24 protein-coding genes are annotated in these 23,343 nt (G+C 57.1%); 4 read left to right on the forward strand and 20 right to left on the reverse strand.

What is annotated here, in order from left to right:
• Positions 1-98: 98 nt before the first annotated feature.
• The 10 genes from F451_RS0117030 to murJ form a co-directional block, all read right to left on the reverse strand.
• Positions 99-1,919 (reverse strand): type IV pilus modification PilV family protein, encoded by a 1,821-nt coding sequence (locus F451_RS0117030; protein ID WP_020682604.1) that lies wholly within the window; start codon positions 1,917-1,919, stop codon positions 99-101.
• Between the two features lies 1 nt (position 1,920).
• Positions 1,921-2,988 (reverse strand): hypothetical protein, encoded by a 1,068-nt coding sequence (locus F451_RS0117035; RefSeq protein ID WP_020682605.1) that lies wholly within the window; start codon positions 2,986-2,988, stop codon positions 1,921-1,923.
• A 25-nt stretch (positions 2,989-3,013) separates the two neighbouring features.
• Positions 3,014-3,751, reverse strand: a complete 738-nt coding sequence (locus F451_RS27310) for a PilW family protein (RefSeq protein ID WP_083928468.1) — start codon at positions 3,749-3,751, stop codon at positions 3,014-3,016.
• Between the two features lies 1 nt (position 3,752).
• On the reverse strand, positions 3,753-4,310 hold the full coding sequence (locus F451_RS26835) for a GspH/FimT family pseudopilin (protein WP_020682608.1): 558 nt from the start codon (positions 4,308-4,310) through the stop codon (positions 3,753-3,755).
• Positions 4,310-4,714, reverse strand: a complete 405-nt coding sequence (locus F451_RS0117055) for a type IV pilin protein (RefSeq protein WP_020682609.1) — start codon at positions 4,712-4,714, stop codon at positions 4,310-4,312. The genes F451_RS26835 and F451_RS0117055 overlap by 1 nt, the downstream gene beginning before the upstream one ends.
• 159 nt (positions 4,715-4,873) lie before the next feature.
• Positions 4,874-5,302, reverse strand: a complete 429-nt coding sequence (locus F451_RS0117060) for an FKBP-type peptidyl-prolyl cis-trans isomerase (protein WP_020682610.1) — start codon at positions 5,300-5,302, stop codon at positions 4,874-4,876.
• 280 nt (positions 5,303-5,582) lie between these two features.
• Positions 5,583-6,116, reverse strand: a complete 534-nt coding sequence (lspA, locus tag F451_RS0117065) for a signal peptidase II (protein WP_020682611.1) — start codon at positions 6,114-6,116, stop codon at positions 5,583-5,585.
• Entirely contained in the window at positions 6,116-8,932 is a 2,817-nt protein-coding gene (gene ileS, locus F451_RS0117070) for an isoleucine--tRNA ligase (protein ID WP_020682612.1), read from the reverse strand. The genes lspA and ileS overlap by 1 nt, the downstream gene beginning before the upstream one ends.
• 26 nt (positions 8,933-8,958) lie before the next feature.
• Entirely contained in the window at positions 8,959-9,885 is a 927-nt protein-coding gene (gene ribF, locus F451_RS0117075) for a bifunctional riboflavin kinase/FAD synthetase (RefSeq protein WP_020682613.1), read from the reverse strand.
• A 144-nt stretch (positions 9,886-10,029) separates the two neighbouring features.
• On the reverse strand, positions 10,030-11,592 hold the full coding sequence (gene murJ, locus F451_RS0117080; RefSeq protein WP_083928469.1) for a murein biosynthesis integral membrane protein MurJ: 1,563 nt from the start codon (positions 11,590-11,592) through the stop codon (positions 10,030-10,032).
• A gap of 173 nt (positions 11,593-11,765) precedes the next feature.
• Here murJ and rpsT point away from each other — a divergent pair, with 173 nt between their 5' ends.
• On the forward strand, positions 11,766-12,029 hold the full coding sequence (rpsT, locus tag F451_RS0117085; RefSeq protein ID WP_026291846.1) for a 30S ribosomal protein S20: 264 nt from the start codon (positions 11,766-11,768) through the stop codon (positions 12,027-12,029).
• A 125-nt stretch (positions 12,030-12,154) separates the two neighbouring features.
• On the opposite strand, the gene proB is transcribed toward rpsT, so the two are convergent.
• The 4 genes from proB to rplU form a co-directional block, all read right to left on the reverse strand.
• Entirely contained in the window at positions 12,155-13,279 is a 1,125-nt protein-coding gene (proB, locus tag F451_RS0117090) for a glutamate 5-kinase (RefSeq protein WP_020682616.1), read from the reverse strand.
• 15 nt (positions 13,280-13,294) lie between these two features.
• Complete coding sequence (gene cgtA / locus F451_RS0117095) at positions 13,295-14,491, reverse strand: Obg family GTPase CgtA (protein ID WP_020682617.1); 1,197 nt, start codon at positions 14,489-14,491, stop codon at positions 13,295-13,297.
• A 251-nt stretch (positions 14,492-14,742) separates the two neighbouring features.
• Positions 14,743-15,000 (reverse strand): 50S ribosomal protein L27, encoded by a 258-nt coding sequence (gene rpmA / locus F451_RS0117100; protein ID WP_020682618.1) that lies wholly within the window; start codon positions 14,998-15,000, stop codon positions 14,743-14,745.
• Between the two features lie 25 nt (positions 15,001-15,025).
• Positions 15,026-15,337: a 50S ribosomal protein L21 gene (rplU, locus tag F451_RS0117105; RefSeq protein WP_020682619.1), complete on the reverse strand. Its 312-nt coding sequence runs from the start codon at positions 15,335-15,337 to the stop codon at positions 15,026-15,028.
• A gap of 290 nt (positions 15,338-15,627) precedes the next feature.
• On the opposite strand from rplU, the gene ispB reads away from it, so the two are divergent.
• The 3 genes from ispB to fabB all read left to right on the forward strand — a co-directional run bounded on the left by ispB (position 15,628) and on the right by fabB (position 18,666).
• A complete protein-coding gene (gene ispB / locus F451_RS0117110; protein WP_020682620.1) occupies positions 15,628-16,596 on the forward strand; it encodes an octaprenyl diphosphate synthase in 969 nt (322 codons plus the stop codon).
• 187 nt (positions 16,597-16,783) lie between these two features.
• Positions 16,784-17,299: a 3-hydroxyacyl-[acyl-carrier-protein] dehydratase FabA gene (fabA, locus tag F451_RS0117115; protein ID WP_020682621.1), complete on the forward strand. Its 516-nt coding sequence runs from the start codon at positions 16,784-16,786 to the stop codon at positions 17,297-17,299.
• Between the two features lie 149 nt (positions 17,300-17,448).
• Positions 17,449-18,666 (forward strand): beta-ketoacyl-ACP synthase I, encoded by a 1,218-nt coding sequence (gene fabB / locus F451_RS0117120; RefSeq protein ID WP_026291847.1) that lies wholly within the window; start codon positions 17,449-17,451, stop codon positions 18,664-18,666.
• Between the two features lie 113 nt (positions 18,667-18,779).
• On the opposite strand, the gene F451_RS0117125 is transcribed toward fabB, so the two are convergent.
• From F451_RS0117125 to moaB, 6 genes are all read right to left on the reverse strand, one after another.
• Complete coding sequence (locus F451_RS0117125; RefSeq protein WP_020682623.1) at positions 18,780-19,511, reverse strand: lysophospholipid acyltransferase family protein; 732 nt, start codon at positions 19,509-19,511, stop codon at positions 18,780-18,782.
• Between the two features lie 2 nt (positions 19,512-19,513).
• On the reverse strand, positions 19,514-19,771 hold the full coding sequence (moaD, locus tag F451_RS0117130; RefSeq protein ID WP_020682624.1) for a molybdopterin converting factor subunit 1: 258 nt from the start codon (positions 19,769-19,771) through the stop codon (positions 19,514-19,516).
• Between the two features lies 1 nt (position 19,772).
• Entirely contained in the window at positions 19,773-20,252 is a 480-nt protein-coding gene (gene moaC / locus F451_RS0117135; RefSeq protein WP_020682625.1) for a cyclic pyranopterin monophosphate synthase MoaC, read from the reverse strand.
• The gene (locus tag F451_RS0117140; RefSeq protein ID WP_020682626.1) at positions 20,249-21,370 is read right to left on the reverse strand and encodes a 1-acyl-sn-glycerol-3-phosphate acyltransferase; all 1,122 of its coding nucleotides are present in this window, start codon (positions 21,368-21,370) and stop codon (positions 20,249-20,251) included. Before F451_RS0117140 ends, moaC begins: the two co-directional genes overlap by 4 nt.
• A gap of 73 nt (positions 21,371-21,443) precedes the next feature.
• On the reverse strand, positions 21,444-22,667 hold the full coding sequence (locus tag F451_RS0117145) for a molybdopterin molybdotransferase MoeA (protein WP_020682627.1): 1,224 nt from the start codon (positions 22,665-22,667) through the stop codon (positions 21,444-21,446).
• A gap of 3 nt (positions 22,668-22,670) precedes the next feature.
• Positions 22,671-23,207: a molybdenum cofactor biosynthesis protein B gene (gene moaB, locus F451_RS0117150; RefSeq protein WP_020682628.1), complete on the reverse strand. Its 537-nt coding sequence runs from the start codon at positions 23,205-23,207 to the stop codon at positions 22,671-22,673.
• Positions 23,208-23,343: the final 136 nt, after the last annotated feature.

A 23,343-nucleotide genomic window follows, 5' to 3' on the forward strand; every position in this document is an offset into this window, starting at 1 on the left:
CAGTAGCCAGACATGGAACAGCTGCATTAGAAGTTAGAGCAACTGTCCACATGCCAAAAAAGCTATTGACCTTTATCAATCACACTTTATATCGGCCCTTAGTTACACGGAGGCTTGGTAAAAGAAAAGTTCACATCCGACAGATTAGACTTTATATCTTGAAAGGCATAAAACGCCGTATCATCAAGCGGATCAGAATCCAAAGAGGCATTCCGGCTGTCTTTGATACCTGACAGATTCTCAATTTCAGAGAAAGCCGCGTAATTCGTGTAGCTTCCATAATCATCCGGTGCCGCACAAATACTTTGAGCACCACCAGCAGGCTGAGCGATAATAACCCCGGTCCATACCACGGGAATACCGCAATCGTATGGATACCTTATTCCAGAAGCCGTAACCTGGCTTGCTGAGCTGTCAATCGAGCAGGTTATCGAAATAGAAGGCACCGGGCTGCCAAGCAACACATAATCTGTAGGATCATCCGCCCCTCCCGGCATACCCGCCTCGATTTCAAACCACCCTGATATCTGAAAAGTACGCCCCACATAACCTAAAATCACAGTACCTTGGTCATTGTGGACATCGACAACCTCGCCCGGCAAAGGCTGCGGAATGACCGGATCGGGAAAACCGGCAACCTTACTATCAGAATAGACTGTTACGAGATCCGCACAATCGGATACCCCGCCGCCCGTTTTAGCTACGGTAAAACTCTGATAAGTAACGTCTCCGGACTGCATGTTCCCCCACGGAGTATAAGACGGTTCAGCCGGAGACTGCAGATTAGGATTATGCCAGAAATAGTCATTCCAGTTAACTTCCGAACCTGTCGCACCCGAAGAGACAAAACGAACCATCCCGGACTGCCCCACAACATTCAGGTCAGCAAAACTCGCCTCATTGAATGAAAATCCGTCAGGAACTTCGACAAGCTTATATTTGTAATCCCTACCTTCTCCGCCCGTAGGACACACTAAATGATTCTGATCCTCCAATGTTTTATTCGTATCAACCTCACGCTTAATGACATCGATAGTTCCATACCAACCCTCCAACATCAGGCACTTATAATCACCATAATCATAAGCAGGAGTAGCTCCTGAAGCAGGAGCTGTATCCGTATCGTAAAACACACAGTTCGCCCCCTGAGAAGCCAGCATATCAATAACATTGTCGCCCGCCAGACCGGAGGCTATCGGAAAGTCTGAACCCTCAACGGGATCTATCGCAACGCGACCTGCAATAGTAAAGATTTCATCCAGAGAAATATCACTACCATCATTAGCCTTGATCAGCTCGACGATTTTACCATCGACTGCAACTCCCGCTACCTTACCGCCGGAGGTTATGGACACCGTACCAGCAGAGGCTGTCGTAGTTTCGACAGCCTGTCGTTCGACAGCCTTTCCCCTGCCCCCGGGAAAACTTAATGCATTGACTCCACTACCACCACTATCGGCCTCATCGACTCTCAATCCGAGCAACGGATTCAACCAGGCAATATAAGACGAAAGACCAACTGAATCGACATTACCCTCTGAGTCATTCCAGCTGACTGCAATATCCGCATGGTATAAATCAGAAGCCTGAGAGGTGGCCATATCAGTAATACTATGTGTTACCGTAAACTGCGTTGCTGGCCCTGAAACAGTTGCCGCTGACACGGGACCCGCACCGACCATACTACGAATCAAGGTGTCAAACTGTGTGTCACTCGTATAATTTCTAAGATCTTCAATTCGCTGCTCGGCAAGTTTTACCGCATACGACTTTGCCTTTGAACTGCCACTTTCCTTGAGCAACACGCTATGAAAAAAGGCCGCGCCAACCATACCTATGGCCAGTATAAGAAATGCAATCAAGGCTTCTATTAATGTGAAACCTTTCTGCTGATATCGTGCAACGGTCATGTTTCCCATATCAGTTACCCCAGTCCTTCCAGCTGCTGTTAACTGCAGCTATCTCCTTCATCTCACCAAGCGAGACAAAAACACCCGTGTTGAAAATAACTGAAAAGTTACCCGCGCCAAAGTCCATATTACCGGTAGCGATAATGCCACCATTAATCACAGGTGTACCGACACCTTTAGTTAAATCCTCAGTTACAATTAATCCATAAAAATTTACATTGCCACCTATTTCAAGCTCGCCTTTAACCACAAGAATGACCGGATTACCTTCACTCCCCCAGTCTCCGCCATTAATAGCGACATCGCCATCAATATAAATAAGATTCCCACCAGCTTCGGATATTGGATCAGGAATCTCGGTCATCGTAGCACTGGCAGCCAGAGCATCCCAATCTCGCCCCAAAAAGTTTTCCAAAAGGCTATCGGGAGAGAGTCCCGCCAGGTTTTCATCGCCATCAATCACATCAGGCCCTTTGGTGTTTTTTGATGTACTGAGCTGATCGGGATTGCCATCGATTGTAATATAGGTGTTAGCGTCCCCCCACGACGTTGTCTTCGCCCCGGTCCAAATGGTTATATTCTCAGCATTATTTGTAACATCGATATTACCGGTCAGGTCCACGGAACCACGAGCAACAAGGGGCATGTCGGGGGGATTCGGAAGCAGAGGGATAGTACCAAAAGCCTGGGTTACAGTGCGCTGTACTGCACTGTCGTCACTGAAACCCTGCCCTTCTACCAGTAAAAGCCCCATCGTTCCGGCCAAGGACCCATCCGCCATAGAAGCGAGAAAACTGGCCTCACCAACTGCTACAGCCGTACTCGCAAGCCATTGATCTGCCGCCAGGTCACCGTTTTGATCAGGATCGACTCTTATATAGGCGATCCCATAGTCTATACCCGACTGGCCAGCCATTAGCGCCTGTTTGGCACGCAGCTCACCGGCTACAATCTGTTTTTCCGTAACGACGGCATTAGCCATAAAAAACGACATGCCCAAAACCGCAACCAGCAATACGAGTGTAACGATGAGTGTCGCTACACCGCGTTGTAAGTGCTTTCGATTAAAGGTTTCCATTTCGTCGCCTCATCATAAAGACCCACTAGAAGTCTTTAACGATATTGTTTCGTATACGAACCGAGTCATTCAATGTCGTTTTCCAGTCTGGATCGCGAATCACTTCAGCCGTTACGGAAATCATCAGATCGCGAATCTGCGCATAGTCATCACTGGTTACACCACACACGGCTGTAGATGAAACCGCCGGTCCCAATAGGCAGGTTGTCTGATCAGTGATGGAAAAGCCTGTCACATCCATGAATTCCTCATCTGAAACAGTTTCCCAGTCATCTCCTGTCGCTGCACAGTCTGACATAGAAAAAGACCCTCCAGATTTACGGAATTTTATAACCCCGACGCCATCCACTACTTCTCGCTTGAAACCCAAAAACTCACTCGTTTCACTATAATCTGCGTCACCATCCACATCATAACGATAAAGCACACAGTCTGTTCCAATAATGGCAATATCAATTTCCGAGCCATCCAGATATGGATTTGAATCATAAGGAGAAGTAGCGGAAGACGCGACCGATACATACCAGTGGCCACTACGACGGAGCTCTCCTGTCATAAGATCAAGAAGAGCAGATGTTTCTACATTCAGCCGAGTACTGTTGAGCACATCCTTACTGCTTGAATACGTCAGTAAGAAGGTATACAGCACACCAGAAAGGACAATCAATCCTACGACCAGCCCTATCATAAGTTCCACAAGTGTAACGCCCAGCTGACAATTTCGCTGACGCAGTTTGGATAATTTTTCTGTCCTTGTATTCATGTCAGCAGTCCGGATAGTTACTTAGAACATCTGAACAGATTCGAACACGCCCTATCGTACTAATAACTACCTCAGCTATGCCCAAACGGGCAGACGCAACCTGTAAGGTACCAGCATCCGCTGAGTTTCCCGGCATTCTGAACTCGCGTTCAAAAGATGTTGCTGCGGATGAAGCCTTATTTGTTACAATAATACCTTTAAAATCAGCACCATTACTGACCTTAGTGGCCATCCCGTTCACCTGGCAAGAACTCGTCACCTTACAGTTGCACCCTGCTGTATCCGATATCGCAGCACACCATGCAGATGTTGCAGTGGAGCCATATTTCACATAAATACCCTTGTTATTGGCAATTGCCATGGTACGCGCCAGTTGTGCCTGCTCAGCAATAGCTTGAGTTGCGCCGATCAACCTTTGCCGTTCGACATAGTCCCCCATATAAGGCGCAGCCAAAGCTGCCAAGACGCCGAAAACCAGCACGGTTATAAGCAGCTCGATCAAAGTAAAGCCCTTTGCAAGCTTCATAACCACATGATTGGTAGCAACCTTGGCCATCATCAGCGTTCCCAGCAATCCGCATCGGCATTTGTACCTGTGTAATCAGGTCCATTCCGATCGGCCGCAAAGGTACCACAATTATCACCTACCTGAGCTCCCTGCGGGGTGGCTGTTGCGGCAAAAGAAGAAGCCGTCGCTGCCGGAATTGCAATTGTGTAATAGCCTTCTGTCGACACGCTGAGCAACCCCAGACTAGACAAATTTGTAGTGAATGAGACGTTATTGGCCCGCCACTTCTCTTGCTCAATCCGCACGCTGGCAAGTGCGTTCATAGCATCGGACCTGCGGCTTTTGCGAACATAGTCCATGTACGACGGATAGGCTAAAGTCGTCAAGATAGCGACAACGACAACAACTATCATCAGTTCGATGAGGGTAAACCCTCCCTGCGCACGATCCTTCACTGCTTCCCTCTCCGTGTGAACGTTGCACTAAAATATAGCATTGAAACACACTTGGCCCACCAGATTATGGCCTCTTCTTAAGTACGAATGACACTACATAGTAGAATACTAAAGGTAAAAACAAAAAACGCTGCATCGGCAGCGTTTTTCATATTCACATCATTCGACCCGCAAAACTTTCACATCAAACAGTAGCGTCTTGCCCGCCAGCGGGTGGTTGAAGTCGATGTGCACCACCTGGTCATCAAAGGACTTGACCACACCGGGCAGTTCACCGCCGGGTTCCTGAAAGCTGACCACCAGCCCCGGTTCCAGCTCCATATCCTTGAACTGTGCCCGCGGCAGGCGCTGGATGTTGGCTGGGCTCGGCATGCCGAAGCCTTTTTCCGGCACGATGGTGAAGGTGGACTCGGCGCCTGCAGCCAGCCCCATCAGAGGCTCTTCAAAGCCCGGCAGCAGGTTGCCATCGCCCACCGTAAAGGTGGCAGGCTTGCTCTCAAAATTGGAATCCACCAGCTGGCCATCTTCCAGCTTGATGGCAAAATGCAGGGTCACGGTTTTGCCGGGCCCGATAATCTGATCACTCATGGATTTTTCTCAACTCGTTCAGTTATGGAGCCTATGAGCAAGTCCCAGTAGTCCTCTGCGGGTCCTGAAGCGTGCAGCTGCAAGGCGTGGTGCGAAGGGAATGACCGTAGCCCTTTCCAAGCGCCGCAACGCAGCAGATGTATGCTTCAGGGCCCGCCCTTTGGGGCTTGCAGCGCGAACCGGACTCTTTGTTGCAACTTCTCGACAGGCCCTGGCATGCCTTCGAAACTGCGCCGCGATTCCGGATCGCGCTGAAAGCCAGAGCCTCATTGGGACTTATTCATAGGCTCCTTAGGTGCCGGCGCTTCTCGAAAAACAGCGTATCGACCACCAGCAGCACGGCACCCAGGGTGATGGCGCTGTCGGCCAGGTTGAAAGCCGGAAAATAGTAGCCACCGTAATGCAGTGATATGAAGTCCACAACGTGCCCCAGTACCACCCGGTCATACAGATTGCCCAGTGCGCCGCCGAGCAGCAGCGCCAGGCCCATGCCAAGCCACCAGTGCACACGGGACGTGCGCTTCATCCAGATCACCAGCGCCACGCTGACCACCAGTGCGACCAGGGCAAAAAACCAGCGCTGCCAGCCGCCGGCATCCGCCAGAAAGCTGAAGGCAGCGCCCCGGTTGTACAGCAGCGTCAGGTCAAACACCGGCAGCAACGGATTGGGGACGCCATACTCCAGCATGGTCTCGGCCAGCCATTTGCTGCCCTGGTCCAGCACGACAACGAGCACCGACAACCAGAGCCAGACCAGTGAAGAGCCCGGCAGCGCCGGCTCTTCGATGCGTTCGCGACTGCGTTGCATGGTCATCAGGCGTAGTGACGCGTTTCGCCGGGGCCGTCGACGTTATCGACACAGCGCTCACACAGCTCCGGATGCGCCGCGTGATGACCGACGTCTTCACGGTGGTGCCAGCAGCGACCGCACTTGGCATGGGCCGAAGCGCCAACCGCCACTTTCAGTCCCTGGACCTCGGTAACGCGGGCGTCCGCGCCCTCCGCCAGTGGCGCCAGCGCCGCCTTGGAGGTCAACAGGACAAAACGCAGCTCGTCGCCCAGGCGCGCCAGATCCGCTTGCAGGCTCTCATCGACATAGAGCGTGACTTCCGCCGCCAGCGAGCCTTTCACCAGCTTCTCGTTGCGGGCGTCTTCCAGGCACTTGTTGACGGCATTCTTGACGCCCAGCACTCGACGCCAGAAATCCGCCCCGAAGGCATCATCGGCTGGCAGGGTAAACAACCCCTGGTACCAGGTCGTCAGGAAGACACTCTCCTCGCGCTCGCCCGGCAGTACTTCGTGAATTTCTTCAGCGGTAAAGCTCAGGATCGGCGCGATCCAGCGGGTCAGTGCTTCAGCGATATGGTAAAGCGCCGTCTGGCAGGAGCGGCGTGCCAGGCTATCAGCCTGGGTGGTGTACTGACGGTCCTTGATGATATCGAGGTAAAAACCGCCTAGCTCCTGCGCACAGAAGTGATGCACCTGCTGATACACATCCAGGAAACGGTAGCTTTCGTAGGCAGCGGTGATCTTCTGCTGCAGGCGGTAAGCGGCATCCACCGCCCAGCGGTCCAGCGCCAGCATGTCCTCCGGTGCCACGCTGTCACGGGCCGGCTCAAAGCCGTTCAGGTTGGCCAGCAGGAAGCGTGCAGTATTGCGAATGCGGCGATAGGCATCGGCCGTACGTTGCAGAATCTGCTTGGACACAGCCATTTCGCCGGAGTAATCCGTCGCAGACACCCACAGGCGCAGAATGTCGGCCCCCAGGGTGTCAGTGACCTCCTGCGGGGCAATCACGTTACCGAGGGACTTGGACATCTTGTAACCCTTCTCGTCCACCGTGAAGCCGTGGGTCAGCACCTGCTTGTAGGGGGCGCAGCCATTGATGGCGATCGAGGTCTTGAGGGACGACTGGAACCAGCCCCGGTGCTGGTCAGAGCCTTCGAGGTACAGGTCGGCCGGAAAGCGCAGCTCAGCACGCTCACGCAGCACCGCATGGTGCGTTACGCCGGAATCGAACCAGACATCCAGCGTATCGGTAACCTTGTCGTACTGCTCTGCATCAGCGCCCAGCAGGCTGGCGGCATCCAGCTCGAACCAGGCATCAATGCCGCCCTGCTCAATCGCCTTGGCAACCTGCTCGATCAGCTCGGCTGTATTGGGGTGCAGCTCGCCGGTCTGCTTGTGGGTAAACACCGTGATCGGTACGCCCCAGGTGCGCTGGCGTGACACACACCAGTCCGGGCTCTGCTCGACCATGGCCTCGATGCGGTTCTGACCCCACTCGGGGAACCAGCTGACGCCCTTGATGGCCTCGAGTGCCTGGGTCTTGAGACCCTTCTCTTCCATGGAAATAAACCACTGCGGCGTGGCGCGGTAGATCAGCGGCGTCTTGGTACGCCAGCAGTGCGGGTAGCTGTGCTCAAAGCGCTTCAGGTGTACGAGTTTACCTTCGCGCTCCAGCGCCTCCACGACCGGGCCATCGGCCTTATAGACATGCACGCCGGCAAACTCGCCCGCCGCATCGATGTAAGTGCCGTTAGCCTGCACCAGGTTCAGCGTGCCCAGGCCGTACTGCTGACCGACCACAAAGTCTTCCATACCGTGATCAGGCGCCGTGTGCACGGCACCGGTACCGGCATCGGTGGTGACGTGATCACCCAGGATCACCGGTACCTGCTTGTCGTAGAACGGGTGCTGCAGCTGCAGTAGCTCCAGCGCACTGCCGTTGCAGGTCGCCAGAGCCTGGTACTGCTGTACCCCCCAGCGCGCCATGATGTCTTCAACCATATCGGCGGCCAGCACCAGACGCTCTACACCCTGTTCGGCATGCACTTCGACCAGCGCATAGTCGAGGCTGCCATTCAGCGAGACCGCCTGGTTGGCGGGTATGGTCCAGGGGGTTGTGGTCCAGATAACCACGGACACAGGCCCCTCACCATCCGTGGTATCAAACAGCGCCAGCACCTTGTCCTGATCGGCAAAGGTGAAACGAATATCGACTGCAGTGGAGGTCTTGTTCTGGTATTCCACCTCGGCCTCGGCCAGGGCCGACTGACCGACCACACTCCAGTACACCGGCTTGTAACCCTTGACCAGATGACCATTCTCGATAATCTTGCCCAGCGCCCGCACGATATTGGCTTCGGTGTCGAAGTTCATCGTCAGGTAGGGATTTTCCCAGTCCCCCACCACACCCAGGCGGATAAAGTCGGCTTTCTGACCGGCCACCTGCTCGGCGGCATAGTCGCGGCATTTCTGGCGAAACTCGCTATAAGGCACCTTGTCACCGGCGCGACCGATCAGGGTTTCGACCTTGTGCTCGATCGGTAGACCATGGCAGTCCCAGCCCGGCACGTAGGGCGCATCAAAGCCCGACAGTGTCTTGGACTTGACGATCATGTCCTTGATCACCTTGTTGACCGCATGACCGATGTGAATATTGCCATTGGCGTAGGGCGGGCCATCATGCAGGATGAACTGCTCGCGCCCCTTGCCCGCTTCGCGCAGTTTGGCGTACAGATCGATCTCGGCCCAGCGCGCCAGGCGCGCCGGTTCACGCTGCGGCAGGTTGCCACGCATTGGGAAAGCCGAATCCGGCAGGTTCAATGTCGCTTTATAGTCGGTCATGTCGTGTCGCTTTGAGGTTATGGGTCTTAACAGGCCAATAGCGCCCGGGCCACATCAATATCGTTGAAAATCTGCTGTTTCAGCTGTTCAAGGCCATCGAACTTGCGCTCTTCGCGAATGAAGGCAGCAAACTCGACGCTCAGCAGCTGACCATAAAGATCGCCTTTAAAATCAAACAGGTGCGCTTCCAGTACCGGCTGGGTACCGTTAACGGTCGGACGCATACCGATATTGGCCACACCCGGAATCACTCGACCATCGTCCAGCTGTGCCCGGACCGCATAGACGCCCCGTAACGGCGCGGCAAAGCGATGCATACGCACATTCGCCGTCGGTACACCCAGCGTACGTCCGAGCTGCTGCCCCAGCATAACGCGCCCGCTGATGCGATAGCGCCGTCCCAGCAGCCGTTCTGCCAGGTCCAGGTCATTCACCGTTAACGCCTGACGTACACGGGTACTGCTGACTCGCTCGCCATCCACCAGACAGGTTGACGTACTCTCCACCGAGAAGCCATGGGTCGCGCCCACCTGGCACAACATGGCGTAGTCACCGGCCCGGTCGCAGCCAAAGCGAAAATCATCGCCCACCACAAAATGCCGTACCGCAAGCCCTTCGAGCAGCAGCGCTTCGATGAAGCCGGCCGCCGACATGTTGCGCAGGCGGTCATTAAAGGTCAGGCACAGCACCCGATCGAGCCCCTGTTCACGCAGCAGGCGTACTTTTTCATCAAACCGGGTCAGACGCGGTGGCGCATCCTTGCCTGCGAAAAATTCGCGCGGCTGCGGCTCAAAGATAATCGCCACTGTGGGCAAGCCAAGCTCTCGCCCCTTGGCCTTGACCTGCTCCAGCACCTTGACATGCCCGAGGTGCACGCCATCGAAATTGCCGATGGTCGCTACGCACACCCGATGCTTGTCGCGCAGATTGTGTAATCCCCGGATCAATTCCATCAAACGCTAGCCAAAGCCTGAAAATAAACCGCAGAATTATAACGCAGATGCAACGCAACGAGTACCGCAGCGCCACAAGAAGCCATAACATGAACAAGATACCGCCGCGGCAGCAGCGTCAGCACTGCCGCCGGGCCGCGACAATCAGGCCCGCAGATGGCGCAGACGCAAGCCCGTGAGCAGCAAGACAGCAGCATAGACGCCCGCCCCCAGCAGCACCAGCACGGTCATCTGCCAGACCCGGTCCATCAGCCCCCAGTCAAACCACTGCACCACCGCGGGGCTGAGGTAAACCAGCACAGCAACCATCGCTACATTCGCACTCCCCAGGCGCAACAGCCAGACAGCCCAGCCCGGCTGCCAGCGAAACACGCCCTCGCGCAGCAGGCCGCGCAGCAGGAGCCCAGCGTTGAGGAATGCCGACAGGCTCGTGGCCAGGGCCAAGCCGACATGGGCCAGCGGCCAGATCAATATAAGGTTCAGCACCATGTTGACCACCATCGCAATCACGGCAATACGTACCGGCGTACGCGTATCCTGTCGAGCAAAGAACCCCGGCGCCAACACCTTGACCAGCATAAAGGCCAGCACGCCGCAGCCATACGCCCGCAGGCTGCCTGCAGCCATGTCCACATCACGTTCGGTCAGAGCGCCATAGTGGAACAGGGTGATCAGCAGGGGCTTCGCCAGCAAGACCAGCGCCAGCGCCGCCGGCAGGCCAATCAGCAACACCATGCGCAAAGCCCAGTCCAGCGTGTGGGCGAACTGATCCAGTGACTGCTGCGCATGCTTGCGGGACAACGCTGGCAGGATCACCGTCGCAATCGCGATACCGAACACGCCCAGCGGCAACTCGGAGAGGCGATCCGAATAGTAAAGCCAGGATACGCTACCGGCTTGCAGAAAAGACGCCAGCACCGTATCCAGCAACAAATTGACCTGTGCCACCGAGACACCAAACAGCGCCGGCAGCATCAGCCGCATGACCTGTTTGACCCCCGGATGACTGAAGTCAATCACGGGCCCCGGCAACAAGCGGATGCGCCACAAGAAGGGCAGCTGAAATGCCAGCTGCACAAAACCCGCCACCAACACGCCCCACGCCAGCGCAAAAATAGGCCGCTCAAACCATTCGCTGAACAGCAGCGTTGCGCCAATCAGGCACAGGTTGAGCAACACCGGTGTAAAGGCCGGCACCGCAAAGCGCTCGTAACTATTGAGAATAGCACCGGCAAAGGCTGTCATGGAGATCAGCCCCAGGTACGGGAACGTAATGCGCAACATCTCGGAGGCGAGCTCATAGCGCTCGCTGTCATGCATATAGAAACCCGGCGCAAAAATCGCCGTCAGCACAGGCGCCGCCACCACCGACAGCACCGTGATGCAAATCAGCACCGAGCCCAGGCTGCCGGCCACCCGCGCCACCAGCACCTGCACGTCGAACAGCGTGCGCTGCGCACGGTACTCGGACAGTACCGGCACAAAGGCCTGCGAAAAGGCGCCTTCGGCAAACAGCCGGCGCAGAAAGTTGGGAATCTTGAACGCAACGAAAAAGGCATCCGCGCTGCCAGAGGCCCCAAAATGGCTCGCCACCACGACATCCCGCACCAGACCCAGAATGCGCGAGAGCAACGTCATCAACCCAACCAAACCACTGGAACGCAACAGGCCAGCGCTCTTCCTGATTTCTCTACCCTCGTCTGCCACGATCCCTATCCCCAAGCCGCAAGGCGCTGTACAATGCGCTGCATCTTACTGCGTCGCAGATAATAATTCCGCTACTTTATTGACAGTCTCTCGTCAAACAGGAATAATCTCGCGTCTTAATTTTCGGCGTTTACTGCCGATGATTTTCCAAATAACTTTGAAGGAGCCGGACTGTGGCAAATTCCGCAGGATCTCGTAAACGCGCTCGCCAGTCGGAGAAGCGTCGCCAGCATAACGCTAGCCTGCGCTCCATGGTGCGTACTTACATCAAGAAAGTCGTAAAAGCGATCGATAGTGGCGACAAAGCCGCTGCTGAAGGCGCGTTCAAAACCGCCCAGCCGATCATGGACGGCTCTGTAAACAAGGGTCTGTTCAACAAGAACCAGATCGCTCGCACCAAGAGCCGCCTGAACGCACGCATCAAGGCACTGGCTTAACCCCCAGCTGCACGATGACGCAGGGCCCACAAAGCCCTGCCATAAAAAAAACCGGCCCAAGCCGGTTTTTTTATGTCTAATGATCTAGACGATCTAGCCATCCACAACCCGGCCCGCCAGCCCGATCAGGCCAGCGCCAGGTTATCGCGATGCACCAACTCAACTTCACCCATATAGCCCAGCAACGACTCGATCATTGAGCTCGGCTTGCCAATCAGCTTGCGCGCATCCTTGGCACCGTAATTCGCAAGACCTCGACCGACAATACGCCCCTGCTCGTCCTGCAGCACCACCATTTCACCGCGTGAAAACTCTCCCGACAGGTCTCTCACCCCCGCCGGCAAAAGGCTCTTGCCACGCTCGCGCAATGCAGCCACAGCACCGGCATCCAGCACCAGAATACCGCGCGCCTGCAGATGACCGGCAATCCATTGCTTGCGTGCAGCCTCAGGACTGCGCTCCGGCACCAGCAGCGTCCCCACAGCCTCACCCGCCTTGAGCCGGAGCAGCACGTCCGCCTCTCGACCACTGGCAATCACCGTCACCGCACCACTGCGCGCAGCCAGCCTCGCGGCACGGACCTTGGTCGCCATGCCACCACGACCCAGCTTGCCACCACCACCGGCCATTGCGATCAGCGCATCATCCTCAGCACGCGCCTCAGAAACGAAGGCGGCATCCGGATTGGAACGCGGATCCGACTCAAACAACCCCAACTGGTCGGTCAGCAGAATCAGACCATCCGCCTCAACCAGGTTGGCCACCAAGGCCCCCAGGGTATCGTTATCGCCAAAGCGGATCTCGTCGGTGACGACCGTGTCATTCTCGTTCACTACCGGCACCACACCCAGGCGAATCAACTCACCCAGAGCTGCCCGCGCATTGAGATAGCGCTTGCGGTTGGACAAATCCTCATGTGTCAGCAGGATCTGCGCCGTGTGGGTACCATGGCGCTGAAAATTAGCCTCGTAGGCCTGCACCAGCCCCATCTGCCCGACAGCCGCAGCGGCCTGCAGACGGTACATCTCATGCGGACGCTTCGACCAACCCAGCCGCGTCACACCCTCGGCAACGGCGCCCGAAGAGACCAGCAGCACTTCCATTCCTTCGGCACGCAGCGCGGCAAGCTGATCAACCCAGCGAGAAATCGCCTCCTGATCAAGCCCCCGGCCATCATTGGTCAGCAAGGCACTGCCGATCTTAACGACCCAGCGCCGCGCTTTTTTCAGCCTGTTCCTACCCGTGGACACCCGTGAATCCTCTACCTAGCGAGCCCATTCGACATCAACGTCGAACTCGTCATCGTCGAAATCATCCCAGTCATCGTCATCACCCGTACGCCGCGCACGGATTGCCGCGCGCATGGTTTCGACGCACTCACGCGCTTCGGCATCAATCTGCAGACGCGTATCGCGCTCAACATCGAGCAGTTCCGGATTTTCCTGAATCTCCAGCACCCGCTGATCGAGAAACGTCTGGATATCCCTGACCAGCACCTGCACACCTTCCTTGTTCAGGGCAGAGATGCGATATACAGGTCCCTTCCAGTCCAGCGCATCAATCACAGCCTGACAGCGCTCTTCCTGCTCCTCTTCGGGCACCAGATCAAGCTTGTTCAGCACCAGCCAGCGCGGCTGAGCCTCCAGCGTAGGACTGAACTTTTTCAGCTCAGTCACCGCCACACAGGCAGACTGCGGCGCGGTCTGCTCATCCCAGGGCGCCATGTCCACCAGGTGCAGCAACAGGCGGTTACGCGCAAGGTGACGCAGAAAGCGAATACCCAACCCGGTACCTTCCGAAGCGCCTTCGATGATGCCCGGTATATCGGCAATCACGAAACTGCGATGACTCTCCGTACGCACCACACCCAGATTCGGCACCAGCGTGGTAAACGGATAGTTTGCCACTTTCGGCTTGGCCGCAGACACGGAACGAATAAAGGTCGACTTGCCCGCATTTGGCAACCCCAGCAGACCCACATCCGCCAACACCTTGAGCTCCAGCTTAAGGTTACGCGCCTCACCGGGCGATCCGTTACTGGTCTGGCGCGGCGCGCGGTTAATGGAACTCTTGTAGCGAATATTGCCCAGGCCATGAAAGCCCGCCTGCGCCACTTTTTCCACCTGACCCTCAACGGTCAGATCCGCCAGCACTTCGCCGGTATCCTGATCGACCACCGTGGTACCCACCGGCAGTTTCAGCACCAGGTCTTCACCCTTGGCGCCGGTACACTGACGGGTCATGCCATTCTGGCCGTTCTGCGCCTTGTAGTGGCGCGTAAAACGATAATCGATCAGCGTATTCAGACCGCCATCCGCCTCGACGAAAACCGAGCCTCCATCACCGCCGTCACCTCCGTCGGGGCCACCTTTGGCGACGTATTTCTCGCGCCGAAAACTCATGCAGCCGTTACCACCCTTTCCGGCTTCCACCGAGATCAACGCTTCATCGACAAACTTCATCACAACCTCCCCGACGGGTCAGGATCCTGCACTGACTATAGCGCGATCCCGCTTCCCGAATAACATCACCCACACCACCCACTCACCACCGCAGGCCGCATCCAGTCCTGACGAGCAGACCAGCAGCCACAGCGCTCACGGGCGCCGCGAGTAACGCAACTGCCGTTTTGCACATGCAAAAACAGTAAACACAGCCCTATACGAAAAAAGCCCCGCACAGGCGGAGCTTTTTTCGAACATCAAAACGCGAATCAGGCAGGTACGATACTGATGTACTTGCGCTTGTTTTCGCCCTTGATTTCAAACTTTACTACGCCATCCGCTTTCGCGAACAGAGTGTGATCCTTGCCCAGACCAACATTGGTGCCGGCATGGAACTTGGTGCCACGCTGACGAACCAGGATGTTACCTGCAGCAACAACCTGACCACCGTAGCGTTTTACACCAAGGCGTTTCGATTCTGAGTCGCGACCGTTACGAGTCGAGCCACCCGCTTTCTTATGAGCCATTTTCTATCTCCTGATCGAGGTTGCGTTAAGCACTGATACCAGTGATCTTCACTTCAGTGAACGACTGACGATGACCCTGACGTTTCATGTGGTGCTTACGACGCTTGAACTTCAGGATGGTAACTTTCTTGCCGCGACCGTGCTCAACAACTTCAGCAGTCACTTTGGCACCATCAACAACCGGCGCACCGATTTTGATGTCATCACCGGCACCAACCAGCAGCACACGGTCAAACTCTACGCTGGAACCCAGCTCTGCCGGCAGCTTTTCAAGCCGTACAGTCTGTCCTTCCTGAACGCGGTACTGCTTACCACCGCTAACGATTACTGCGTACATTTCTTTCTCCAGGTAATGCTCATCCGGCTACTATGAATAACAACCTACTTCTAAGGGTTAAACCCTATGATAGGGAGCAAATTTGGATGAGCTCAGGGCGGGGGATTCTATAGCAAAGACAGCCCAAACTCAAGCCGAATGCCGGCGATTTATACAGCCTGCCGACAAAGCGCCATTTCCGACCCCGAACACCGACATCATGGGCCTTTAGACCGGCACTTTCTTGACACCCTTGCGGGCACCCCCTAGCATGCGCGCTTACCATTCGTACAGTCGACGACCCTCCCCACATGCAGCCACATCAGCTAAATCCGGCGATCGAGCCGCAGTTCGAAGCCGTTAATGACTACATTCTCAACCATTTGGGCTCCACCGTCCCGCTGGTCGAGAAGATTGGCCACTATATAGTTGAAAGTGGCGGCAAGCGCTTGCGTCCGCTGCTGGTATTACTGAGCGCCAACGCCTGTGGCTACAAGGGTGAACACCATATTCCACTGGCTGCAATCGTGGAATTTATCCATACCGCCACCCTGCTGCATGATGATGTGGTCGATAATTCAGACCTGCGTCGCGGCAAGGATACAGCCAACGCGCGCTGGGGCAATGCACCGAGCGTGCTGGTCGGTGACTTTCTTTACAGCCGTGCCTTTCAGGTGATGGTCGAAATAGGCAGCATGGACATCATGCATGTCATTTCCAATGCCACCAACGTCATCGCCGAAGGCGAAGTCCTGCAACTGCTTAACTGCAAGAACCCGGACACCACTGAAGACGCCTATATGCAGGTAATTATAGGCAAGACAGCAACCCTGTTTGAAGCCGCCACCGAGACCGGCGCCATTCTTGCCGATGCGACCGCCGCCGAGCGGGATGCACTGCGACTTTATGGTCGCCACCTGGGCATCGCCTTCCAGCTGGTCGATGACCTCATGGATTATCTCTCCAGCGCTGAAGAAATGGGCAAGAATGTCGGCGACGACCTGGCCGAAGGCAAACCGACGCTGCCACTGATCCAGGCCATGAAAGCCGGCACCGTCGAAGAGCGCCAACTGATTCGCCAGTGCATTCGAAAAGGCGGCCTGGACGACCTGCAGCCTATTCTGGATATAGTGCAACGCACCGGCGCCATCGACTACACCCGCGCTGCGGCACATCGCGCAGCTGCAAGCGCCTGCGAAGCACTCGAAGCGCTGCCTGCCAGCTCTTTCAAGAACACCTTGCAGCAACTGGCCGAGATGGCGGTCAACCGCACTCACTGATCATGCAAGCAGGGCCTGTGCTCCTGTCATACAGGAGCATCCCCGGCCCCGATAGCCGCCCATGCCGGAGCGAAATGCACCCACAATGGCGCCAGCCCGGCAGAAACAAGCCCCAAACAGTGCTTCAGGGCGCCCGACCCGCTATAATCTGCGGATATTTTTAGCTGAAACCTATAAGACTTCCCCTATGACAAAACCTTCTTCTTTCGATCGCGAAGACCTGCTGCGCTGCGGCCACGGCGAAATGTTCGGCCCGGGCAACGCCCAGCTGCCCGTCGACAACATGCTGATGATGGACCGGGTCGTTAACATCGCCTCCGAAGGCGGTCTCTATGGCAAGGGCGAAATCATTGCCGAGCTCGATATCAACCCCGACCTCTGGTTCTTTCAGTGCCACTTCCCCGGTGACCCTGTCATGCCGGGCTGCCTGGGCCTGGATGCCATGTGGCAGCTGGTCGGTTTCTACCTGGGCTGGCGCGGCAACAAGGGACGCGGGCGCGCCCTGGGCTCGGGCGAAGTCAAGTTCACCGGCCAGGTTCTGCCGACGGCGAAAAAAGTGACCTACCACATCCACCTCAAGCGTGTAATCGAACGCAAGCTCGTCATGGGCATCGCCGACGGGTCGGTGTTTGTTGATGGCCGCGAAATCTACACTGCCAAAGATCTGCGTGTCGGGCTTTTCACCACTACCGACAACTTCTAAGCAGCACCGGGGCGGCCGCCAGAAGGCCGCCGCCCCGCTCAATCCCGATAAAACCTAATTCAGGTAGCCTTCAGAGGCGCTTTATCGGACAATAGGCGGTCTAAATATCCGCAAAGAACATTACCTTAGTGAAACACAAGAGGCCTCACATGCGTCGTGTCGTTGTTACAGGTATGGGGATTGTGTCCTGTCTGGGCACCGACAAGGAATCCGTCCTCAGCGCCCTTCAGGAAGGCCGTTCCGGCATCAAATTCCAGGAAGAATACAAGGAACTCGGCTTTCGCAGCCAGGTTGCCGGCAGTATCGACCTGGATCTTGAATCCCTGATCGACCGTAAACTGTTGCGCTTTATGGGCAACGCTGCCGCCTACGCCTACCTGGCCATGGACCAGGCAGTCAAGGATTCCGGCCTGAGCGAAGATCAGGTATCCAACGTACGCACCGGCCTGATCGCCGGCTCCGGTGGCGCTTCATCCGCCGACATCGTTGAAACCGCTGATATTCTGCGTACCAAGGGCGTCCGTCGCGTGGGCCCTTACCGCGTAACCCGCACCATGGGCAGCACCGTATCCGCCTGTCTGGCTACGCCATTCAAGATCAAGGGCGTGAACTACTCCATCACCTCTGCCTGCGCCACCAGTGCACACTGCATCGGCAACGCCATGGAGCAGATTCAGCTGGGCAAGCAGGATGTGGTTTTTGCCGGCGGCGGCGAAGAGCTGCACTGGTCCCTGAGCGTCATGTTTGATGCCATGGGCGCACTGTCCAGCAAATACAACGACACGCCGGAAAAAGCCTCCCGCGCCTATGACGCCAACCGAGATGGCTTCGTCATCGCCGGCGGCGCCGGCATGCTGGTACTCGAAGATCTCGAGCACGCCAAGGCCCGCGGCGCCAAGATCTACGCCGAACTGGTCGGCTACGGCGCAACGTCCGACGGCTACGACATGGTCGCCCCCTCAGGTGAAGGCGCTCTGCGCTGCATGCAGCAGGCCATGGCCACCGTAGACGGCCCGATCGACTACATCAATTCCCACGGCACCTCCACCCCGGCCGGCGATATCCAGGAATTGAAGGCGATGAAGCAAACGTTCGGCGACAACATGCCGACCGTCAGCTCCACCAAGTCCCTGACTGGCCACTCGCTTGGCGCCACCGGCGCGCAGGAAGCAATTTACTGCCTGCTGATGCAACAGAACAACTTCGTCTGCGCCTCTGCCAACATCGAGCAGCTCGATCCGGAAGCCGAAGGCCTGCCGATCGCCACCTCGCGTATCGATAACGTCAACCTGGAACGCGTGATGTCCAACAGCTTCGGCTTTGGCGGCACGAACTCCACTCTGGTATTCCAGAAGTACACCGGCTGATAAATCCTTCCCGCGTACAGGTCTGCTCGCCAGACACAAAAAAGCCGCTTTGATAGCGGCTTTTTTGTGTCTGGCGCCTGGCTTCAAGCTAGCCAGACCGACGACAACCTGACTCAGGCACCGATTGCGCGCATCTCCTGCTCGATCCAGGTCACGGATTCCTGGTGAACTTCATCCACTTTGCGCTCCACGGTCTCCAGCGGCTTACCGATGCGCACCTGCACCGTACCCGGAAACTTCACAAAGCTTTTACCCGGCCAATAGAGACCCGCATTGTGCACGATAGGCACCACTGGCACCTGGCTGTCGACCGCCAGCATGGCGCCGCCCTTGTTGAAACGCCCCATTTCCCCCACCTTGACGCGGGTTCCCTGCGGAAAAATCAGCACCGGCACCTGCTGCGCCAGACGATCACGCCCCTGCGCCAGCAACTGCTTCAGCGCCCCACGGCGCTGACTGCGGTCCAGCGCAATGGGCTGCAGCATGGCGAGCGCCCAGCCGAAAAAGGGCAATTTGAGCAGCTCCTGCTTCAGCACTACCGCCTGGGGGCGAACCAGCGTTTGAAAATAAAGGGTTTCCCATTCGCTCTGATGATTTGCCACCACGACGTAGGCGCCGCTGCGCGGCAGATTTTCCAGCCCCGTGACTTCAAACTTCACGCCACAGCAGATGCGCAGCCAGAACATGTAGAAATAGTTCAGCACCGTAAACAGCTTGAAGCGGGGGCGGAACGGCAGCGCCCAGCCGACCAGCAGACAAAACGCCGAATACAGAATCGTCACCGGGTAGAAGCCGGCATAAAACAGGGTCGCCCGCAAATAATGCAGCGGTGTAGCTGTAGGCATTCTCAGCCTCCGGTAACCGGTGGGAAAAAGGCAACTTCATCGCCATCCGCCAGGGACGTCGACACGCCGACCATCTCCTGATTAACCGCGACCAGCAGATTCGGCGCCTTGAGCACCGACTGCCATCGCTCGCCGCGCTCAGACACCAGATAATCGATCAGCTCGTCGACCCGGGTCACTGCGGTGGGGCACTGCAGCGTCTCGGAATCCAGACCGAGCTGCTCCCGCACACGCGCAAAATAAACCAACTGCAATTTCATGCTATTCCTCTACTTTCCAGTGCCCGCTCTTGCCGCCTTTCTTTTCCATCACCCGCACACCCGAGATGACCATGCCGCGATCCACCGCCTTGCACATGTCATACAGCGTGAGCGCTGCAACGCTGGCAGCGGTCAGGGCTTCCATCTCCACCCCTGTTTGCCCTGCCAGCTTGCAGGTGGCGGTAATCTCGATGCGGTTTTGTTCAGGTACCGGCACCAGCTCCACCGCAACCTTGCTCAGCATCAGCGGGTGACACAACGGTATCAGCTCCCAGGTACGCTTGGCCGCCTGGATACCGGCAATACGCGCGACCGCCAGCACATCGCCTTTCTTGTGGCCACCTTCGATAATCAGCCGCAGCGTTTCTGGCAGCATCTCTATATCGGCCCGCGCCACCGCTTCCCGGTAGGTCACGTCCTTGGCGGACACATCCACCATATGGGCATGCCCCTGGTCATCCAGGTGAGTAAGCTTGCTCATGAAGCCTCCAGGTTGCGCTTGTTGATCAGCGGATTGGCATACATCTGGCGCATGATTTCCTGAGCACCGGGCTCCAGCCCCTCAAGACGCCGCTGAAATGCCTCACGCTGCTCGTCCGTCACCTCTGCGGCTTCGCCGGCGGCGACCCGGTTGGATGAATGCAGCTTGTAGTTGGCGATGATTTCCCGGTCAATCAGGGCAGCCAGCGTCTCCGGCGACTCAAACTCACCCTTGATTGGCGTGCCGAAGGCAACATGCACATTTCCCTTGAGGCCGGTTATACCCTTGACGATGCTGTCCAGGTCCTCGAACTGCCCCTTGGCATAACTGCCATCACTGGCCTTGGCATGCAGCTCCCGCGCCTTGGCCGCATCGCAGGGATCGTATTCATAGGAAATGGACACCGGCACCAGGTTAAGCCGGGTAATGGCCTCACTGAAGGAGCGCTGTTTTCGCTGCGACATGTAAAACATCTTCAGAATGGCGGGATCCGTGCGGTCATTCCCGTCCTTGGCCCGACCTTCCCGCTGGGCAATCCAGATCGAAGCGCCTTCGTTGATACTGTGATCGATATAGCTCGACAGCTGATTCAGCGCCGTCATCATTTCCCGCCCACGGGCTGAACGATTGACGATGAAACTCTTGTTCAGGCGCATCAGGTCAGACACATAGGGCTTGCGCAGCAGATTGTCCCCGATGGCAATGCGGGCCGTATCCATGCCGGCCTTGTACAACACCCAGTTCACGAACGCCGGATCCAGCGCGATATCGCGGTGGTTAGAGATGAACAGATAGGCTTCATCAGGATCGAGCTGCTCTATCCCCGAGCAGCTCAGATGGGTCGTGCTGCGGGCAATCATTTTCTCCATGTACTTGGCCACCCGCTCCTGGAAGCCACGGATGCTTTCGACGCCATCGACTTCCCGTGCCAGCGCCATGCGGACCAGCGGGCGCAACAACCAGCCAAAGGCACTGGCCATGCGCGGAAACTGGTAGCGGGTTACAACCCGGATAAATTCTTCGTTATACAACAACCGGTTGAGCACCTCTGCCACTTCGGTGTCGCGGTACGGTCGGATCTCTTTATATGGATCCTGCAGCGCGGAATTGTCGCTCATGGTGCTCTCTAATTATCGTGATTGGTTCAGCTGGGCGCTATTTTACCCGCTGAGGGGGGCTTTTGCAGCGCCCTCAGCCAAGTAGCTCCGAGAACGGAATAAAACCCACCAGATCACCTTCGGCAACCGGGGTATCGGGCGGCACAACCACCAGCCCCTGCGCCAGGCTGGCAGAAGACAGTACGCCCGAGCTCTGATTCGCAAAGGGACAGGCGCGTCCGGCGTCCAGCCGCGCCCGCAGATACTCCTGGCGCCCACCCGGACGGCTACGCGAAAAACCAGCCGGCACCTGCAGCATCAGCGGCGGCTCGACAGCAACGCCCTGCAGGCGCAACAGGTAAGGTCTGGCCAGCAGACAGAAGGTCACCAACGCCGAGGCCGGATTGCCGGGCAGCCCGAAAAAGGGCACAGACCCCACGCGCCCATAGGCCAGAGGCTTGCCGGGCTTGATGCGCAAGCGCCACAACCGCAGCTCGCCCAGCGACTCAACCGCCGCCTTGACGTGATCCTCATCTCCCACCGAAACGCCGCCGGTGCTGATAATGCAATCGGCCTGGCCCATCGCGCCCGCCAGCGCCGCGCGGGTAGCCTCGGCAGTGTCGGCGACCCGCCCAAGATCCAGCACCTCAATGCCAAGCTGCTGCAGCAACCCGCTCAGCAGGTAGCGGTTGGAGTTGTAAATCTGCCCGGGCTTGAGCGCGCTACCAGGATCCACCAGCTCATCGCCGGTGCAGAGCAACGCCACCCGAAGCGGCCGAATCACATCCACCTCGGCGACACCGGTGGATGCCAGCACCCCCAGATCTGCTGGCTGCAGCCGCGTTCCCGCCGCGGCCACCACGGCACCGGCGGCAATATCCTGGCCTCGCGGGCGCACATTGTCACCGGCATCAGGCCGGACACTGAAACACACCTGCCCGTCATTAACCGACGCCTGCTCCTGCATCACCACGCTGTCGGCCCCGGCCGGAATCTCAGCCCCGGTAAAGATACGTGCCACAGTTCCGGCTTCCAGGGGCGCAGGCGCAGCGCCGGCCGGAATGCGTTGGCTGATACGCAGCCCTGTCTTGCCGGCATCGCCATGAAAACAGGCATAGCCATCCATTGCGCTATTGTCCGCCGGCGGTACATCCACCGCCGCGACGACGTCATCGGCCAGTACCCGCCCGACCGCATCGATCAGCGGGCGTCGCTCGACACCCTCAACTGGCCGAGCATCGGCCAGCAGCGCGGCAATGGCCTCGTCTACCGGCATCAGGTCCGATTTTGCGCCAGGCCCAGCATCACGGCCCGCCATCCTTTATTCCTGCTCCTGTAAATGACGCATCAGCATGTCGACGAAATTGCACGGGCGGTGACGCTTGTCGAGCTGCTCGGCAATAATGCGATCCCAGCCGGTGCGACAGGCTCCAGTGGAACCCGGCAGACAGAAGATCAGCGTGCCATTGGCCAGACCCGCAACCGCACGGGACTGTATCGTCGAGGTGCCGATCTCGTCGTACGACAGACTGCGAAACAGCTCGCCAAAGCCCTCAATCTGCTTGTCGAACAGCGGCTCAAGCGCCTCCGGGGTGGAGTCCCGGTGCGAGAAGCCGGTACCGCCGGTACTGAGCACCACCTGCACCTGGGGATCGGCAATCCAGGCAGACACCTGGGCCCGCAACTGGTAAACATCATCCTTTACGATGCTACGCGCCTGCAGCTTGTGCCCGACAGCCTCCAACCGATCCACCAGCGCCTGTCCCGAGGTATCCGTCTCCAGCGTACGGGTATCGGATACGGTCAGCACAGCGATATTAAGCGCCACAAATTCTGCATCGTTGCTGCAACGTCCCATAAAACTCTCCTGAAAATTTACACAACTGAATACCACACTGTCGAAGCTTCGGACTGGTCAGGCGCGCCCTTGTGCGCAACAATGGCAGCGTGCCGCAGAGCTTCCACAAGCAGAGCCTAACGCCCTGATGCACAAA

The sequence above is a fragment of the Marinobacterium rhizophilum DSM 18822 genome (assembly GCF_000378045.1).
In the GTDB taxonomy this organism is placed as follows: Bacteria; Pseudomonadota; Gammaproteobacteria; order Pseudomonadales; family Balneatricaceae; genus Marinobacterium_A; species Marinobacterium_A rhizophilum.

Coding starts and splice junctions, on each gene's coding strand:
- F451_RS0117060 (WP_020682610.1), bottom strand. CDS start 5,302: ATGAGTGATCAGATTATCGGGCCCGGCAAAACCGTGACCCTGCATTTT.
- moaD (WP_020682624.1), bottom strand. CDS start 19,771: ATGAAATTGCAGTTGGTTTATTTTGCGCGTGTGCGGGAGCAGCTCGGT.
- fabA (WP_020682621.1), top strand. CDS start 16,784: ATGACAAAACCTTCTTCTTTCGATCGCGAAGACCTGCTGCGCTGCGGC.
- cgtA (WP_020682617.1), bottom strand. CDS start 14,491: ATGAAGTTTGTCGATGAAGCGTTGATCTCGGTGGAAGCCGGAAAGGGT.
- moaB (WP_020682628.1), bottom strand. CDS start 23,207: ATGGGACGTTGCAGCAACGATGCAGAATTTGTGGCGCTTAATATCGCT.
- moaC (WP_020682625.1), bottom strand. CDS start 20,252: ATGAGCAAGCTTACTCACCTGGATGACCAGGGGCATGCCCATATGGTG.
- rpmA (WP_020682618.1), bottom strand. CDS start 15,000: ATGGCTCATAAGAAAGCGGGTGGCTCGACTCGTAACGGTCGCGACTCA.
- lspA (WP_020682611.1), bottom strand. CDS start 6,116: ATGACCATGCAACGCAGTCGCGAACGCATCGAAGAGCCGGCGCTGCCG.
- fabB (WP_026291847.1), top strand. CDS start 17,449: ATGCGTCGTGTCGTTGTTACAGGTATGGGGATTGTGTCCTGTCTGGGC.
- ileS (WP_020682612.1), bottom strand. CDS start 8,932: ATGACCGACTATAAAGCGACATTGAACCTGCCGGATTCGGCTTTCCCA.
- F451_RS0117140 (WP_020682626.1), bottom strand. CDS start 21,370: ATGAGCGACAATTCCGCGCTGCAGGATCCATATAAAGAGATCCGACCG.
- ispB (WP_020682620.1), top strand. CDS start 15,628: ATGCAGCCACATCAGCTAAATCCGGCGATCGAGCCGCAGTTCGAAGCC.
- rplU (WP_020682619.1), bottom strand. CDS start 15,337: ATGTACGCAGTAATCGTTAGCGGTGGTAAGCAGTACCGCGTTCAGGAA.
- F451_RS0117145 (WP_020682627.1), bottom strand. CDS start 22,667: ATGGCGGGCCGTGATGCTGGGCCTGGCGCAAAATCGGACCTGATGCCG.
- F451_RS0117035 (WP_020682605.1), bottom strand. CDS start 2,988: ATGGAAACCTTTAATCGAAAGCACTTACAACGCGGTGTAGCGACACTC.
- F451_RS0117030 (WP_020682604.1), bottom strand. CDS start 1,919: ATGGGAAACATGACCGTTGCACGATATCAGCAGAAAGGTTTCACATTA.
- F451_RS27310 (WP_083928468.1), bottom strand. CDS start 3,751: ATGAATACAAGGACAGAAAAATTATCCAAACTGCGTCAGCGAAATTGT.
- F451_RS26835 (WP_020682608.1), bottom strand. CDS start 4,310: ATGATGGCCAAGGTTGCTACCAATCATGTGGTTATGAAGCTTGCAAAG.
- F451_RS0117125 (WP_020682623.1), bottom strand. CDS start 19,511: ATGCCTACAGCTACACCGCTGCATTATTTGCGGGCGACCCTGTTTTAT.
- ribF (WP_020682613.1), bottom strand. CDS start 9,885: ATGGAATTGATCCGGGGATTACACAATCTGCGCGACAAGCATCGGGTG.